At 63.2% G+C, this 15,285-nt stretch carries 16 protein-coding genes and 5 pseudogenes; 8 read left to right on the forward strand and 13 right to left on the reverse strand.

Annotation, left to right across the window (positions count from 1 at the left end; all coding sequences use genetic code 11):
• Positions 1-188 precede the first annotated feature (188 nt).
• A pseudogene (locus tag G1H11_RS27130) lies at positions 189-515 on the forward strand (Fic/DOC family N-terminal domain-containing protein); the annotation flags it as partial.
• A 38-nt stretch (positions 516-553) separates the two neighbouring features.
• On the opposite strand, the pseudogene G1H11_RS27460 reads toward G1H11_RS27130, so the two are convergent.
• From G1H11_RS27460 to G1H11_RS25910, 3 genes and pseudogenes are all read right to left on the reverse strand, one after another.
• Positions 554-697: pseudogene (locus G1H11_RS27460) on the reverse strand (IS3-like element ISMyma3 family transposase); the annotation flags it as partial.
• Between the two features lie 27 nt (positions 698-724).
• A complete protein-coding gene (locus tag G1H11_RS17455) occupies positions 725-1,162 on the reverse strand; it encodes a nucleotidyltransferase domain-containing protein (protein WP_163819864.1) in 438 nt (145 codons plus the stop codon).
• 554 nt (positions 1,163-1,716) lie between these two features.
• The gene (locus tag G1H11_RS25910; protein WP_246211494.1) at positions 1,717-1,854 is read right to left on the reverse strand and encodes a hypothetical protein; all 138 of its coding nucleotides are present in this window, start codon (positions 1,852-1,854) and stop codon (positions 1,717-1,719) included.
• Between G1H11_RS25910 and G1H11_RS27465 the strand changes: the two genes are divergently transcribed.
• Entirely contained in the window at positions 1,849-1,956 is a 108-nt protein-coding gene (locus tag G1H11_RS27465) for a TraR/DksA family transcriptional regulator (RefSeq protein ID WP_425501247.1), read from the forward strand. The two genes, G1H11_RS25910 and G1H11_RS27465, sit on opposite strands and share 6 nt — an antisense overlap.
• Positions 1,957-2,076: 120 nt before the next feature.
• Here the strand turns inward: G1H11_RS27465 and G1H11_RS17465 are convergent, their stop codons facing one another.
• The 9 genes and pseudogenes from G1H11_RS17465 to G1H11_RS17500 form a co-directional block, all read right to left on the reverse strand.
• Entirely contained in the window at positions 2,077-2,835 is a 759-nt protein-coding gene (locus G1H11_RS17465) for a substrate-binding domain-containing protein (RefSeq protein ID WP_246211495.1), read from the reverse strand.
• 93 nt (positions 2,836-2,928) lie between these two features.
• Positions 2,929-3,183: pseudogene (locus tag G1H11_RS27140) on the reverse strand (LacI family DNA-binding transcriptional regulator); the annotation flags it as partial.
• A 122-nt stretch (positions 3,184-3,305) separates the two neighbouring features.
• A complete protein-coding gene (locus G1H11_RS17470) occupies positions 3,306-5,342 on the reverse strand; it encodes a carbohydrate-binding protein (protein ID WP_163819867.1) in 2,037 nt (678 codons plus the stop codon).
• Between the two features lie 72 nt (positions 5,343-5,414).
• Positions 5,415-5,816, reverse strand: coding sequence for a hypothetical protein (locus G1H11_RS17475; protein ID WP_163819868.1), 402 nt, complete (start codon positions 5,814-5,816; stop codon positions 5,415-5,417).
• A 199-nt stretch (positions 5,817-6,015) separates the two neighbouring features.
• Positions 6,016-7,101, reverse strand: a complete 1,086-nt coding sequence (locus G1H11_RS17480; RefSeq protein WP_163819869.1) for a Gfo/Idh/MocA family protein — start codon at positions 7,099-7,101, stop codon at positions 6,016-6,018.
• Positions 7,098-8,273, reverse strand: coding sequence for a Gfo/Idh/MocA family protein (locus G1H11_RS17485; RefSeq protein ID WP_163819870.1), 1,176 nt, complete (start codon positions 8,271-8,273; stop codon positions 7,098-7,100). Before G1H11_RS17485 ends, G1H11_RS17480 begins: the two co-directional genes overlap by 4 nt.
• 11 nt (positions 8,274-8,284) lie before the next feature.
• Entirely contained in the window at positions 8,285-9,286 is a 1,002-nt protein-coding gene (locus tag G1H11_RS17490; RefSeq protein ID WP_163819871.1) for an ABC transporter substrate-binding protein, read from the reverse strand.
• A 28-nt stretch (positions 9,287-9,314) separates the two neighbouring features.
• Entirely contained in the window at positions 9,315-10,193 is an 879-nt protein-coding gene (locus tag G1H11_RS17495; protein WP_163819872.1) for a carbohydrate ABC transporter permease, read from the reverse strand.
• Positions 10,194-10,254: 61 nt separating this feature from the next.
• A pseudogene (locus G1H11_RS17500) lies at positions 10,255-11,191 on the reverse strand (carbohydrate ABC transporter permease).
• A 452-nt stretch (positions 11,192-11,643) separates the two neighbouring features.
• On the opposite strand from G1H11_RS17500, the pseudogene G1H11_RS25305 reads away from it, so the two are divergent.
• A pseudogene (locus G1H11_RS25305) lies at positions 11,644-11,934 on the forward strand (DUF6247 family protein); the annotation flags it as partial.
• Positions 11,935-12,004: 70 nt separating this feature from the next.
• Here the strand turns inward: G1H11_RS25305 and G1H11_RS17510 are convergent.
• Complete coding sequence (locus G1H11_RS17510) at positions 12,005-12,205, reverse strand: hypothetical protein (protein ID WP_163819873.1); 201 nt, start codon at positions 12,203-12,205, stop codon at positions 12,005-12,007.
• Between the two features lie 820 nt (positions 12,206-13,025).
• Here G1H11_RS17510 and G1H11_RS27470 point away from each other — a divergent pair.
• From G1H11_RS27470 to G1H11_RS17535, 5 genes are all read left to right on the forward strand, one after another.
• Positions 13,026-13,400, forward strand: coding sequence for an EndoU domain-containing protein (locus tag G1H11_RS27470; RefSeq protein ID WP_163819874.1), 375 nt, complete (start codon positions 13,026-13,028; stop codon positions 13,398-13,400).
• Positions 13,397-13,672 (forward strand): hypothetical protein, encoded by a 276-nt coding sequence (locus G1H11_RS17520; protein ID WP_163819875.1) that lies wholly within the window; start codon positions 13,397-13,399, stop codon positions 13,670-13,672. The genes G1H11_RS27470 and G1H11_RS17520 overlap by 4 nt, the downstream gene beginning before the upstream one ends.
• Before the next feature lie 129 nt (positions 13,673-13,801).
• Positions 13,802-14,170, forward strand: coding sequence for a DUF4265 domain-containing protein (locus G1H11_RS27475; protein WP_163819876.1), 369 nt, complete (start codon positions 13,802-13,804; stop codon positions 14,168-14,170).
• A 212-nt stretch (positions 14,171-14,382) separates the two neighbouring features.
• A complete protein-coding gene (locus tag G1H11_RS17530; protein WP_163819877.1) occupies positions 14,383-14,541 on the forward strand; it encodes a hypothetical protein in 159 nt (52 codons plus the stop codon).
• Between the two features lie 192 nt (positions 14,542-14,733).
• Entirely contained in the window at positions 14,734-15,009 is a 276-nt protein-coding gene (locus G1H11_RS17535) for a hypothetical protein (protein WP_163819878.1), read from the forward strand.
• Positions 15,010-15,285 lie beyond the last annotated feature (276 nt).

A 15,285-nucleotide genomic window follows, 5' to 3' on the forward strand; every position in this document is an offset into this window, starting at 1 on the left:
ACAGGTCGCCGGTCCCCGGGGGGTGCGCGTGGGGGGCGGGGGGCGGCCACCGCCGCCGCCGCCCGACTCGGGAGCAAGCGTCACATACGCGGGCTGATATGTGCTCTCATCTGACACGACGGAAGAACGTGGTGAATTTTCTCGAGATTTTTAACATATTGAGAAGAACGTGTTGAAAGAGTTGACACGTGCCCTGGAACCCTGAACTCTCGTTCAACGAGCTACCGCCACTGCCACCGCCCGGAATCGATCTCGAACCAAGGTCGGTCCTCAAATCAACCATCGAAGCACGGACTACGCTGGCGACTCTGGCCCAAGCTGGACAACTGCTGCCCAACCCGAACGTGCTGGTCCACGCCGTCCCTCTCCTCGAGGCATAAGCAAGCTCCGAGATCGAGAACATCGTCACCACAGCCGACGAATTGTTCAAGCATGTCGACTCCGGAGGCGGCGACCATGCCACCAAGGAGGCACTGCGCTACCGCAGCAGCGCCCTCTTGGCCGGAGTCGAGGCATGAACCGCCCCGGGTGTCTGGAGGCCCGGTTTTGTGGCTCAGCCGGTTGGCTGGAGCTCGTTCCTTGCAGCGTAGTGGATCTGTTCGACAACGGCTGGTGGTAGATCGTCGACTGCTTCATGAGGTCGCTCGTGGTTGAACCAGTGGACGTAGTTCAGCGTCTCGATCTCGACGTGCTCGACTCCGCGCCAGGGGGCCCTCGGGCCGGATCAGCTGCCTTCAAGGTCATCGATCCACGCCGAAAGCTTGTACCGACGCAGGTCAAGCTCTTCGGCACCTAGCGGCTTCGGTCCGGCTGGTATGACCTCTCGGGCCTCCTTTGCCAAAGCCACGGTCTCTTCGTTCTTACTTATTGCAAGGCCGTTGGCGGCCAGCGAATCGAGAACCGGGCGGCGCTCATCATGCCCCCTCTGAAACCACTCGCGCGCCCTCGCCGAGCCATAGACAAAAGCCTCAATCAACCATTGCCGATGTGTGGTTGTCTCTACATACGAGACGTCCGCGCTGTCTCCGCTCAGCACGATGAGTATGTCGAGATCCGAGGTCGGAGTTACCGCTCCTGAGGCCGCGCTCCCATCCAAAATGGCGACCTGCGCATCGGGGTAACGCTGATCGACAAATTCCCTCGCCACTGCATAGGGATCCATCACACTGCCATCCTGCCCAACGGCATCGTGGCCAATGCACACCAGACCCGGATAGGGCGCTGGGCCAACCAAGCGTCCATGACGTGGTCGGGCGTGCCCGTTTTCGGCACGACCATCCAGCACAGCCGGCGTGGGCAGTCGTCGACCGTAGCGGCGACGCACGCCGCGCGGTCAGCACACCGATCAGCCCGGCCGACAACACAGCACCGACACCGACCGTGGTCCGGACGAGCCCGACTACGCCGTCATCGTCATCGGCTCCGTCGTCAACATCCGGCGGAAGAACAGCGTCAGCGGACGCAGGTGCCGGATCGTCACAGTCATCACCGACGACGCCGGCAGCGGCATCGACTAGCGAATGCGCAGGCCAATCGGGATCTATCCATAGAACAGTGACCGAACGCCTCGCTGGCGTGGGAACCTGGTTGAACCGTCTGTGATATCGCGTCAGGATGACCGCATGGATAGCGCGTGAGCGACTCGAGCTCGAGCGGCAGGCTACGCTCAAACGTCTGGCGAGTCTCACCGGCAGTTTTGACGCGGTGGTGGCGGCCTCACGCCACACCAACGCTGATGACGAGCACGATCCGGAGGGCGCGACCATCGCCTTCGAGCGGGCGCAGGTCGGAGTTCTTGTCCAGCAGGCCGAACAGCATCTTCAAGAGATCGACATCGCCATCGAGCGCCTGCACGCGGGCACCTACGGAACATGCGAACGCTGCCGAGGACCCATCGGCGAGCGGCGGCTCGCAGCGAGACCGGTAGCGCGTACCTGCATCACGTGCGCCGCGTAGAGCCGACGTCCCACTTCGACCGGTCCCAGCCAATCGGAGGCAAGGTCCCGACGCGGCCACGCACGAACAACCATCCGCTATCATGTCCACATGCATAGGGCCTGCTACCGAGCTAGCGCTTCAGGTGCTCGGAGCTGCAGTCGACTCTCGCCAAATGATCTGGTTTAGAGGGGCGAGACCGTCCGGTGGAGGCTCATCGCGTAGTGCGGCGATAAGCCGCAGCATCGCTCGACGTCCAGCCTCGGCTCGGTCATTGTCGACGGTAGTCAACGATGGAAAGAGGAATGGACTCACATCGTAGTTGTCCCAGCCCGTGACGCTGATATCACCCGGAACTGACCAGCCGCGCTCGGCTGCGCCGCGCATGACTCCGACCGCGACAAGGTCGTTGGCCGCGATCACTGCCAGTGGCGGTGTACCGTCAGGAAGGGCGCGGATCGACTCCACGCCAGCCTCGCCCGTCCAGTCGTACCCGACAATTCCCAAGGACACGAGGCCTAGACGCTCGATTGTAGCGGCATAAACCTGGTTCCGGCGCTGGGCAGAGGCGAAATGCGGAGGGCCAGCGACGTGTAAGAAGCGCGTGTGGCCAAGAGCAGCTAGATGCTCGATGAACGCCTCGACCGGGGTGGCGTCAGCCAACTCGCCTGCCGTATGCATATCGTCGTCGAAGTTCACTGACGTGACGATGGAGACGTCCCGCGGTGCATTCTGCTCGAGGGTGGGCAGCGTCGGCGCGAACGACAAGATGCCCTCATACTGTCTCGATCCGGCTAGTTCGAGGATGCGTTCACTACGATCTTGGATGTTCCCGTCGACGCTATGCATCTCCATCACGTAGCCCGCGGCCTCAGCTGCTGATCCCGCGCCCGCGAGCATGTGGACGGGGTTGTAGATAGGGATGCCCATCACGACGGCGACCCGACCGGTCTTCCGTGTGCGCATGGCCCGAGCCGCAAGATTTGGCTGGTATCCGAGCTCCTTGACCGCCCGCAGAACGCGCTGACGCGTTTCTGGCGAGATCGAGCCCTTGCCCGAAAGTACGTAGGACACCGTTGACTGAGCCACACCGGCTAGGCGTGCTACGTCTCGGCTGGTGGCTCGTGCGCCCATTTGTGCCCTATCCTTACCGTCATCCGGGGCGCCGAGCAGGCTCCCCGGCCCGCGCTCCGACACAATCTTGACCCGGCGCGCCGTGCTGACCTCTACCTTGGTGGTACGTATCATCCATGATACGTACCACCATGGCCGGGATCGACATCGGTGATCGCATCGTCACCCGCCATCGACGGCGGCTACGAAGCATGATGCCGGCCCCCCGAGGACAGGGGCCGGCGCAGCTCAGCCGATCAGATCCGGGCCTTGCCCGCGGCCCGCATGATGGCGCTGCGCTCCCGCTCGTCGATCACTGCCCTCTCGACCAACTCATCGGTCACGTCACGAACGTGACGCATGAACGCACCCTTATTCGGCCAAGACTGCTCGTCCAGGATCAGATCGTTAATCGTGCATCCATTGCCCACTGTCCGGTTGGGCACACCGCTATCCACGCCGCCAACCACGACGGTCTCGCGCTGATCAGGATCCGCGCAGGCCGGATCTTCACCGTCTTCGCTCAACGCGCTGAACTCGAGATAGTCAAGAACCAAGGCGCGACCGCTGGAAACTGGGTGCGTGCCCACGGCCCTGAATTCGATCTCGTGCGTACCTGTTGTGAGCTCGACGATACCGATATGCGCGCCGGCGTAGGTCTCAGTGCCGTACTGATCGACCGGACCACCGACAGCCGTATCATCGACATAAACCTGCGCGATTCCGTGGCTTTCCGCCTTCTTGCCTCCGAGGCTCAGGTGGTAGACGCCATCTTCGGGTACCTGCACGGAGTAGACGACCCCTTGGCCGTCGTCGGTCGTGTCGAGGAGCGTAGCGGCGTTGTTGCTCGCGCCGGACTCATCGAGGCGGTGCACGGTTGCCCCCGAACTCGTTCTACCCTCCAGATCTTCGATCTCCACGCGGAAGGGTTCGGTGCTGCCCACCGCAGGCATCACGTCGATGCGATGGGCGGCATCGCCGGGGAGCGTCAACGCGACACGTGCGCCGTCGGCGGTTACGTCGATGTCCTCGTCGAGAACCACAGGTGGTGCGGTCAGCGCCTCCGAGTTGGTCAGAAGCGTCGCGCGGACACGAACCGAATCGTCGCGGACGAGCTCGGCCGGGATGTTCACGAGTTCGAGGTTCACCTCTTGCTCCTCTGACGTCTGGTTACCGATCAGCGTCACCGAGCGGTGCAAGCCAGTGTCGACCGCAGTGAGAGCATCCACGGGGACTGGATCAGGGATCGTGACCTCGCCCGCGTTGACGCCGAGGTAGTCGATATTGGGGCCGCGGGCACCGGTGTTCGTGACCCGCACAGTGTTGACGCCAGCGGCCAGGTCTGCATAGACGACCTCGTACTCCCAGTTGCTCCATCCGCCGGTCACCGGGAACGGCGATGTCAGAACGTGCTGCCCGTTGATCGTTAGATCCAACGGACGGTCACCGGTGCCGCCGTTCGCGTATCGGAACAAGAGACTGTGCGTGCCGGCCGTGGGCCCATCGATAGTCCATTCGGCCCAATCGCCGCTGGCGTTCAACGGGTTCCAGAACCCGGCACCGGTGAAGCCGGACCAGTCGGTGGCCAGTTGCGCCCCGTGCATCTCGGCGTCCTCGGCCTGGTAGATCATCTCCGGGCCGGTGAACTCCGGCGAATCGCCGGACGTCGTGGTGACCAGGCGGCCTGTCATGTCCCGGTATGCGTTGAGGTTCCACCAGACGCCGCGCGGGAGAGACACTGTACGGTCGACTGCGTTGCTGAGGGTGGCCCGGAAGTCATCGTCGTCACCGCTCCACTCCCACGCCGCTAAGCCGGCCGACTCCAAGCCTAGGCGAGCCACGCGCTCGAACTGGGCGAGCCAGCGCACGTTGTTGCCAACGTGCCAGGCACTTGGATTCCCGGTCGCGCCGCCTTGGTATTCGGAGACAGTGATCGGCATCGGTTCGATGTCGTTGGCGACCATCCATTCCGTAATCTCCCGGACGTGACCCGGGACATCGGTCGGGGCGTGCGCCAACTCGTGCCAGCCCAGCAGGTCGGGCAGGCAGTCGTTCTCCTTGCAGAAGGTCAGGACCTCCGTCAGTCGCTGGGGATTGTAGCGCCAGAGTTCGGGGCCCTGCACGCGCGCGTCCGGGTCAAGTTCTTTGAGTGTGTCGTGGGCGACCTTGTGCGCCTCGAGGAACCGACTGAAAGGTCGTTCCGGGCTGTTCCACTGCAGGTCTGGCTCGTTCCACGTGATCCACGAGTCCACCTCGTAGCCCTTCTCGACAGCCTCCTCGAAGACGCCGGTCACGATTTCGCGCCAGGTGTCCCAGTCGCCGTCGTCCCCAGGACGGTAATCGCGGAGCGGGTGGTCCGGGATGCTTTAGTAGTAGTACACGCCCACTTGGAGGTTGGCACCGGTCGCCGAGACGCGCTCGTAGGTTGCCGGGTCGTACAAACTCGGCAGGTTGTGGTGGTAGTCAGCTCCGCGGATCGTGCGGACCTCGACGCCGTCAACCAGGTACTGGGGCGGATCCTCCGCGTCGATTCCGTGCAGGAATCCGCTGGCAACCTGTGTGGAGGGACCGGCGTCAGCGGCGTAATCGACTGTCACGTCGATAGGCTCGTCCACGTCGAGCTTCTCGGCCGTGGGGGCGCTGATAGCACCTACCGACCCGGCCAGAAGCACGCCGGCAGCCGCAGCGATGGCAGTGGGTGATCGGCGCCTGAAGCCGAGCCGGTACTGACGACCTGCAGCCGGAATCGTAGTGCGTTGCGTACGCATTATCGCAGCTCCTTCCAACGGGGCGTACTCGCAGCTAGGACGGTGGTTCGGTGCGTGCGAATCATGTGCTCTCCGATCTTCATTGATGGGACATGACGGCATGGCTCAACGCGTCGCTACACGGAATCTGCGGCCGCGGAGGGTGCGACGATTGCGGCCGGCCAGATGGGTTCGTTGAGAACGCCGGGTCCGTGGGTGCCTAGGCCTCCGGCCACGGTGTCAACACCCTGGCCCCGAGCTGTGCACGCACACTCAGCTCGGCGGCCTTGAAGGCGTGCTCCTGGGTCATGGCCGTCTCGGTCCGCTCAAGGCAGTCGAGGATCAGATGGCCGAAGTACGGGTAACCCACGTTCCTGTGCGCGACGAGGTGGTGCTCGCCCGAGTCGTTGACCAGGAAGACGTGGCCCGGGCCGTCGTCGGTGCCAACGTTGACGTACTTTCGGAGCTCGATGTATCCGTTGGTCCCGAGGATGAACGTGCGGCCGTCGCCCCATGTGCTCAGCCCGTCGGGCGTGAACCAGTCGACCCGGCAATACCCCGTCGCGCTGTTGTCCATGACGATCGTTGCCTCGCCGAAGTCGTCCAGGCCCGGGTGCTCGGGGTGGTGGTAGTTCGCGATCGCCGAGTAGGCCACCTCGCCGTCCTTCGCGCCCGCGTAGTACAGCATCTGCTCGAAGTTGTGGCTGCCGATGTCGCACAGGATGCCGCCGTACTTGTCCTTTTCGAAGAACCAGTCCGGGCGGCCGGTGCCGAGCCGATGCGGACCGAGACCCATGACCTGCAGTACACGGCCGATCGCGCCTTGCTCGATCAGCTGGCCAGCCAGTACGGCCGCCTCTGCGTGGATGCGCTCGGAGTAATAGACGGCGTACTTGAGCCCCGTGCGGGTCGTGGCTTCTCGGGCGGCCTCAAGCTGCTCGAGCGTCGTCAGCGGCGCTTTGTCGGTGAAGTAGTCCTTGCCGGCGCCTATGACGCGCAGTCCCAGCGCGCACCGCTCAGACGTGACAGCCGCACCGGCGACCAGGCGGACCTCGGGGTCGTCGAGCACCTCGTCCTCGCTGCGCGCGACTCGCACGTCGGGAAACCTCGCGCGAAAGGCCTCGACCTTGGCCGGGTCACGATCGTAAACCCACCGTAGCGTGCCTCCGGCGGACGCCACGCCCTCGCACATCCCGTAGATGTGTCCGTGGTCGAGGTGCGCGGCGGCGAAGACGAACTCACCCGGGCCTACTACGGGGTCGGGTACTGGCTCGGGCGTATAGGATGCGCCGCTGGTCCCGCTCATGAGGTCCTGCCGGCATGGTCTGCGCTGCTGCCGACAGCGATGGCGCCTGGCAGCTCATCGACCGATGTCGACTTCTCGAAGAAGTGCGGCGCTCGCTCGACGAGTGTGCCAGTGCGGTAGTACGGATCGTCCGGCGCCAGCGGCAAATCCACGGTGCGACGTTCGATACCCGCCGCGTAGATCGCGGTCACAAGTTCGACGGCCCGGCGACCGTGAACGCCGTCGACTGCGGGACGACAGCGCTCGCGCACCGCGGCCAGCACGTCCCCAATCTGCCCGCGGTGCCCCACGTGCTCCAGTGGACGGTGTGCGGCCGCGAGCGCCTCGATCTTGGCGACGCGCTCGGGGTCGCCCCCGGGCGCAGGGAAACCGTTGGGCATCGAGGCCTCGGCAACGACTTTCCAGGGCTGAGACACCCGCGCGTGCCGGCCGTGCACGACGATCGCCTGTTCCTCGCCGTGGTGGACCACCGAGCTCGTCACCTCGGCCAGCGCCCGTTCGTACTGCAGGACTGCAACTGACAGGTCCTCAACCTCTGCGTTCTCGTGCGCGGCGTTGGTGAGCACGGCCGTCACGGCCCGTGGTGTACCAAGTAGCCAGAGAGCCAGGTCCAGGTGGTGGATGGCATGGTTGAGCGTGCAGCCGCCGCCCTCAGACGCCCACGTGCCACGCCAAGCCAGATCGTAGTATGCGATGCCGCGCCACCAGGCCGAGTTGAACTGTGCGTGGGATACAGGCCCGACGAGCTCCGATTCGAGTATCGCCTTGAGCCTGGCCATGTCGTTGCGGAAGCGGTTCTGGGCGACAACTGAGAGCACCCTGGCGTGCGCCGCGGCGGCCGCGATCATGGCGTCGCACTCCTCGAGCGAGGGCGCCATGGGCTTCTCGACCAGCACGTCGACCCCGGCACGTAGGGCCGCAATCGTCAGCTCGGCGTGCGTGGCCGGCGGTGTCGTGATGCTCACGAGATTGAGGTCCTCGGCCGCGAGCATGTCCTCGGCGCGCTCGTAGACCCTGGCTCCGGCGAGGCCGAACTCGTCCCGCCGGGAGGCAGCTTTGTCAGGCACGACGTCGGACAGCGCGACAATCTCGCACTCCTGCGTGAAGCGCAGGTACCCGTCGATGTGCGAACCGGCTATGCCGCCAGTGCCGATGATTCCGATCCTCAGCATCTATCCCCCGCTCAACCCGCGGTCGCGATGGAATTTGCCATATGCGAGATGAAGGCATCCGCCGCCGGATGCTGCGACCTCGACGAGATAGACCAGTACATGCCGGGCTTGAAGTAGTCGTACTTCGTGACGCCCGCGTCGGGTGTGGGCAGTGGCACCAGCTCGAGCTCGGCCCCGCTGGCTGCCGTGTAAGCCGTGATCGTTGTCGACGGGACGAAGATCGCCGCTGCATTGCCGGTCGCCATGGGGGTCTGGTCGAGCGGCAGGCCGGCACTCTCGGCCGTCGCTGAAGCCGGCGGTGCGGCCCCGCCCGTCGTCCAGTCGAGCGCGAGCTGGAAGAAGTTGGCCATGGTTTCCTGCCGGATCACGATGGTCTCTTCGTCGAAGAGCTCGTCACCGTGCTGCCGAGCGAAGTTCTGGAGCGTGAACTCGTAGGTCATGATCCCAGTGCCGTACGTGCCGGCGGGCGAGTTCTTGGTGACGTCCTGGGCCCACACCTCGAACTCCTCCCAGCTCCAGGTCGACATATCGGGTAGTGGCACGCCGACTTCCTCGACCAGGTCCCTGTTCACCAGCAGGCCGGCTGCCACGGTTGAGATCGGCATCCCGTACAGCGCGTTGTCCGACTTGCCCATGTCCAGCACGGATTGCTCAAGGTTCGACGTGTCGAGTTCGGGCAGGGATCCGAGGTCCACGAGGCTGTCACGCGAGGCGTACGAGGCAAGATAGAGCTGGTCCATCTGGATGACGTCCGGAGCGTTGCCGCCCGCCGTGGCGGTTGCGAGTTTCTCCCAATACCCACTCCAGTCGGAGAACTCCGGTTCGATCGTGATGTTCGGATACTTCTCTTCGAACAGATCCAGGACTTCCTGTGTGCGAGAGTGGCGGGCGTCGCCGCCCCACCATGTGACGCTCAGGGTCACCGGGTCGTCACCGTCGCTGCGCGCCAGTGCCAAAGCCAGTGCCAGCGTCGCGGTGGCACTGGCGACTGTCCGACGAATCTGGATGGTCATGTGTTGGTCCTTCCTTCCGTACTGAGGCTCACTTGAGCCCGGTCGTAGCGATGCCTTGGACCAGGACCTTCTGACCGATGGCGAAGGCGAGGATGAGGATGAGGGGCACGATAGAGACGACACTCATGGCGAACATCGCTCCGAATGACGACGTCGACTGAGCGTCGATGAACGACAGCAGCGCAATTGGCACGGTGTACAGCTGTGGATCAGTCAGGTAGATGAGCTGGGAGAAGAAATCGTTCCACGTCCAGATGAAGGTGAAGATCGCGGTGGCGGCTAGTGCGGGCGTCATGAGCGGCAAAATGATCAGGGCGAAGATCCGGCCATGACCCGCCCCGTCGATACGTGCTGCATCGTCGAGGTCGCGGGACAGGGCCCGAATGAACTGGACCATGAGGAAGACGAAGAAGGCGTCGGTGGCCAACAACTTGGGCACGATGAGCGGCCAGAACGAGTTCACGAGGTCCGCCTGTGCCCAAAGGATGTACTGGGGCACGATGACGATGTGCACGGGCAGCATGATCGTGATGAGCATGTAGGCAAACGCAGGCCGCTGGAAGCGAAAACGCAGCCTTGCAAAGGCGTACGCCGCCAACGAGCAGCTCACCAAGTTCCCGATGATCGAGCCACCGACCACGAGCCCGGAGTTAAGCAAGTAGACGGTGAACGGCCGACCCAACGCCGTCCAGCCGTACGTGTAGTTCTCGACATGGAACGTCGTGGGCATGATCGACGCGTTGCCGAAGATCTGACCGTCCGGGCGCAGCGAGCTCACAAGCATCCAGAGCACTGGGTACAGCATCGTGAAGACTGCCGCCATGAGCAGTGCATGCTTCACCGCACGTCGGGCAATGCGCTTGAGTCGTGTCCTGTCCCAGCCTCGGAACCGTGGCTGTCGCACCATGTCAGCATCGTCCACGGCTCCTGGACGGTCCGCGGAGCGGCTGGCCGGGCGGACGTTGGAGTCAGTCGGCATAGTGAACCCAATACTTCGAGAGCCAGAAGTTGACCGCGGTGAACGCGCCGATGATCAACACGAGAAGCCAGGCGAGCGCTGATGCATAGCCCATCCGGAAGGACGTGAACCCTTCCTGATACAGGTAGAGCGTGTAGAACAACAGCGAGTCGGAAGGTCCGCCCGTGCCGCCCGAGACGACGAACGCCTGGGTGAAGGACGAAGAAAGAGTTGATCATGGCGAGCACGAGGTTGAAGAAGATGAACGGCGTCAACAGCGGCAACGTGATCGCCCGGAATCGGCGCCATGGTCCTGCACCGTCGGTTGCGGCAGCCTCATAGAGCTCGGTTGGAATCTGTCGCAGGCCGGCCAGGAAGATCACCATGGGCGACCCGAAGGTCCAGATGTGCAGGAGGATGATCGTTCCAAGAGCGGTATTCGGGCTCCCGATCCAACTCGTCGTTGTGTGGATGCCGAAAAGCCCGAGCAAGGTATTCACCAGTCCGGTGCCCCCGAACACCAGGCGCCACAGCACTGCGATCGCTACTGATGCGCCCAGCATGCTAGGCAGGTAGAACGCCGCGCGATAGATCGACCTGCCCCGCAGGCCGCGGTCGAGCAACAGCGCGAGCCCAAGAGCCGTGAGAAGCTGCCCCGGCACGCCGATCACCACGTATCTGAAGGTCACCGCCAGCGCCGAGTGCAGCCGTGTGTCGTCGACCATGCGCTCGAAATTTGCCGTACCAACCCAGTTTGCATTCTGGAGCAGGTTGTAGTCGGTGAATGCGAGATACAGCGATGCGACGATCGGGCCGAGGGTCAGCGCTGCTGCACCCAGCACCCAGGGCGCCAGGAAGGCCAAAGCCGTACGGTTGTCCGGGGTTGCCTGCGTTTGGCGCGCCTTAGTAGAGCGGCGAGCGAGCCGTTTCACCTCGGCGACGGACATAACACCTCCACTTTGCGGCAGAAAGCCTCTTGGTAGTGATACGTATCGGTGACGTGGATCGCTACTTTGATGCACTGTCACGTTTCTGTCAAGCAGCCCACCATGCAAACGTCCCCCTGCGATCGGGGCCGCGCCCTCACCTGCGTTTCCGCTGGCGAGTGTGATCTACCAGTGGTAGCCCCGACGGGATTCGAAACCCGCGCTGCCGTCTTGAGAGGGCGGCATGCCTACGCCGAGCACACATAGGATGACCTGCAACGATGCTTACTCGACGGCCGCGCAGACGGAAACTTGGGCACGCATTCGACACAAACTGTCGACGACGACCGGAGACAGCTGGCTACTGTCGTCCGTCAGCACGCCGTCGGTACACCACTAACGGAACATCCGCTGGGCTATGGTGAGGGCATGAGCACGCCGCTGAACCGCTACCCGGCGGTCACCCGACACCACCGGCCGCCGACCCGGCCGCCATCCGGGCACGTCTGAGCTGGCGGGTCGCCGTCGAGTTCGACACCGAATGGGACATCGTCCTGGAGTGGGCCAAGCAATCCAAGGACCTCACCGGCGTGCATGAGTTTCTCCGCAAGTGGCAGCACATCGCACACACCGAGACCACGGATCCGGGCTCGTACTTCCGCGTGCTGGCCAAGGCCGAACAGATCACTCATACCGGCCACAACCCCGACACCGTCCCCGCAGAGCAGATGCACGAACTCATCCGGCAACGCTTGAGTTCGTAGATGTGTACCGCCTCATCCCGGACGCAGCCGTACTCGGACCAACTCGCCGCACTCCCTGACCGAGGACGCACTAGCTGCCTACGCCGATGTCCTCGACGTTCTCCAGCTCACACCATGGAACGGCCGACCCCAGCACGAGGCAGACCCGAACGGCGCAGTAAGGTGGTGGCCGTTCGGCCCCGACCACGCAGGTCAGGTCATCTACCTCATCCACGAGGAACAACAAGAAGTCCACCTGCTGCTCATCCAATGGCTCGGCTGACGCCGTCATCCGGCACGCCATCGACAACTGGCCAAAGTCCTGCCTCCAGCGCCGGTCGCCCTGGCGCAAACCACGCTCGTCAGTGCGAGCAAAGTCTCCGCAGACTAGCGCGCTCACTGCCTCATCCACGATCTGGAAACCGCCTTACGTCACGCCACTGCTGCGTTGGGGTCACGAGCCGAACCCAAAACGAACACCCTGGTCCGCTGATCTGCCGATTCGTTGTCGAGCTGGGCTGAAAATTGCGCGCCAAACCCTGGGGACAGTCCTCAGCGGTGTAGGGAGTTCCGCACCGCGGCACAACGCTGGGAAAGTCGGTCTCAGGCCCCGTGACGCAACTCGCCGAATTCGCCGAGACCTTCACAAGAACCGATCGGGACGACAGCCACGCAAGGCGCCCTGCACCTCGCCATCCACGATCTCCTCGGCAGCCAATCGTCCCGCAGCCGCCAGCCAGCGTCACTCCCGAGTGCATGACGGTCACGTAAAGACCGGGCCTAAGCGCACCAATGATGGGCTCCTCCGTCTCCAGGCATCGGCCGCCATCCGATGTCAGCCGAGAGGATCTCCAGCGGCGACTCTACTGCGAACATGCCACGGATGACATCCCTCCCACGACGAGCGCTCCGGTCAAGGTCGGCACGGCTCGACCCGCCGCTACGACGATCGTCGTGGCCTCAATCTCCCCTTCGGTCGTACTTCCTCGGTGCAGCCATGGATGCCATTCTCCCTCGCTAGATCGACAACCTCCGGGAGATCCAGGACGGTTCATCGCCTACGGCACCAAAGGACAAGTCGACTCCTGTGCCTGGGCAGTACCAGGACTAGGATGGGCCGCCAAAGGACTCAAGGTAGCAAATCAAGCACAAGGAGCGGAGATGAGCTTGTTGATCTCGCTTCGTCACCTCGGCGCCGCCATATTTTCGATGGCGAAGTCCGCTCAAACGGGTCGTACGGTGGCGGGCACCGCCCGGGCACGGGGTTCCCGAACAAGTCCGAATTTCCCGCTGACTGCTCAGACGACCGGATCATGCACGAGATCTCGGATATTGCAACGGACCCATCGCTTGCCTGGCGCGCTGGCAACAGGCCTGGCGACATCTTCGTCAGTGGAACTCGCGATGGTATCGACACTGAAGTTCTCATCCGCAACAACCAGGTCTGCACCGGCTATCCCACGAACGTCGTCAGGAATGCGCCGTGAGCCCTGAGGAGTACCTCGGAGCCGTCAAGGCGGTCGCCTGGGAAGCGGCTGACTACTTGCCGGCCGAACGCCTGGCTGAAGTCCATAGTCTTATCGACCATGGAGAGCCTGCCGAGGGACTCTGCTCCTTAGCGTGGGCAATCGTCAACGAGCAGGTGCAGGTTCCGGCCGCCCTCATCAACGCGATCTACGAATTCACTGCCGAGGTGATCGAAGATGAGTTCATGCCCACCGATCTCAGGAAATTTCAGCTCTCCGACGGCGGCCGATGATCCCGTGGCTTCGCCAAGCCATCACAGCGCTGCACGTCGCATTCATCGCCGCAATGGCGGTCCCCGGGGGCAGCGGCGGTCCGCGCCTGCGGGAACCGGCGCACGTCTACACCTATGTTGAGTGTTGAAATGACTGAGTCGAATGTGGTCGTCCATCCTGAGCCAACATGGCGAGACAGATCAGACTTCATCATTAGTGCGGATTTATCGGAAAAGGGCCGTTCGGAGCAGCTTTGGGCACGCCAACTCGCTGACTACCGGTTTGAAGTTTGCCGTATCCCATTTTTTATGTATGACGTCGCGCTCGGAGATATCGTTGAGACCGACGAGTCGTACGATATGACCAAGGTGATTAAGAGTTCAGTTCATTCGGTATTCCGTGTCTGGTTTGGCAATTCCGGATATCCGCGCCAGGATATTGCGGACACTGCTAACATGCGGCGCGGCGATCGAATGGTCTGCTGTGAACCTCTTAGCTGTCGATGCTGCGGATGCTAAAACGGCGGACTCCGTCCTCATATTCCTCACTGATCAACACAATAAAGGCAAACTAACGGTTGAGACTGGAAAATCCGCCTAATGCTGCCGACCTCGTGGACGCATGATCCCGATATCGCTCGCCAATATGATGGCGCCGGCGGTGTTGTGCTTGGAGCCCTCGGAGACCAGGGCAGCCCATACAAGTAAACGCGAGATACATTCCGTGAAGCGTGGCAAGAGACGCTCCCGGCGGGAAGACCGCGGCTGAGTTGATGGCGGAGCTTTCCCACGATGAGGACTACCTACGCATGAAGGCCGCCCAGGAGGAGAAGCTGCAGGCGCGCGCGGAGGTGTTGCGCCGAGCCGAGCAACCCATCTTGAAGACCTAGCCCGTGCCGGTGTTGAGGTGTCGTCGGTGTGGGACCTGGTCAACAACTCCTAACCCTATCCCGACGCGCTGCCGATCCTGCTGGACCATCTGCGGCGCGGCGGCTACCCCGACCGTGAACCGCCGCCGCGAAACCTCAGGGAATCAAAGGTGGGTTCAAGCCGGGACCGGCTCGGTTCGCGCGAAGTCGCCCGTGTTTGGCAGCCGCTATGCACGGGCAGGCGCGGCTGACCTGCTCGGCGGAAGACGCGCGGCACTGCTCATCGGCGATCCGTTCGACCTGATCACGGAACTCGGGACGTCGTCGCTTGCCGCAACGCTTGCCAGCGTCGACGCGTTCGACGCAGGCGCCGATCGAGAAGGGGTACTCGCTGCGTTGCCCACTCCGCTCGCGGGGAAGGGAACCGCCTACAAGTTCGTGGCAATCCAGGCGCGTCACGGCCCGGCGTCACTCAGGAACTCTTGCTAGGAGAGTCTGTCGAGTGCGCGACGTGGGCGTCGCCGAACGTGACATAGATCGGAGTAGCTCGTGGAGTCTGGAGACGTGGCGAGGCGGCGGCCTCGCCGCACTAGCCACGATTAGTCTCGAGGAGGACAACTGAATCACCTGTCGCGCCATGTTAGCTGGTCAGATGGCTCGCCGCGTGTGTCGTTTTAGTGCTCCGGAGGTGCGGTGTAACTCGTGAATCGCGTCGTCCGCTGTCGGCACCCGACGAGATGGAACGTAATCAGGAGGAGTTAGTCG

The sequence above is a fragment of the Phytoactinopolyspora alkaliphila genome (assembly GCF_010550695.1).
Taxonomy (GTDB): Bacteria; Actinomycetota; Actinomycetes; order Jiangellales; family Jiangellaceae; genus Phytoactinopolyspora; species Phytoactinopolyspora alkaliphila.

Bases quoted from the DNA above. Each gene is read 5' to 3' on its own strand.
- G1H11_RS17455 (WP_163819864.1), bottom strand. From the start codon at position 1,162: ATGGATCCCTATGCAGTGGCGAGGGAATTTGTCGATCAGCGTTACCCC.
- G1H11_RS17475 (WP_163819868.1), bottom strand. From the start codon at position 5,816: ATGCGTACGCAACGCACTACGATTCCGGCTGCAGGTCGTCAGTACCGG.
- G1H11_RS17490 (WP_163819871.1), bottom strand. From the start codon at position 9,286: ATGACCATCCAGATTCGTCGGACAGTCGCCAGTGCCACCGCGACGCTG.
- G1H11_RS17465 (WP_246211495.1), bottom strand. From the start codon at position 2,835: ATGCTCGCGGGCGCGGGATCAGCAGCTGAGGCCGCGGGCTACGTGATG.
- G1H11_RS17510 (WP_163819873.1), bottom strand. From the start codon at position 12,205: ATGACGGCGTCAGCCGAGCCATTGGATGAGCAGCAGGTGGACTTCTTG.
- G1H11_RS17485 (WP_163819870.1), bottom strand. From the start codon at position 8,273: ATGCTGAGGATCGGAATCATCGGCACTGGCGGCATAGCCGGTTCGCAC.
- G1H11_RS27475 (WP_163819876.1), top strand. From the start codon at position 13,802: ATGACTGAGTCGAATGTGGTCGTCCATCCTGAGCCAACATGGCGAGAC.
- G1H11_RS17495 (WP_163819872.1), bottom strand. From the start codon at position 10,193: ATGGTGCGACAGCCACGGTTCCGAGGCTGGGACAGGACACGACTCAAG.
- G1H11_RS17480 (WP_163819869.1), bottom strand. From the start codon at position 7,101: ATGAGCGGGACCAGCGGCGCATCCTATACGCCCGAGCCAGTACCCGAC.
- G1H11_RS27470 (WP_163819874.1), top strand. From the start codon at position 13,026: ATGGGCCGCCAAAGGACTCAAGGTAGCAAATCAAGCACAAGGAGCGGA.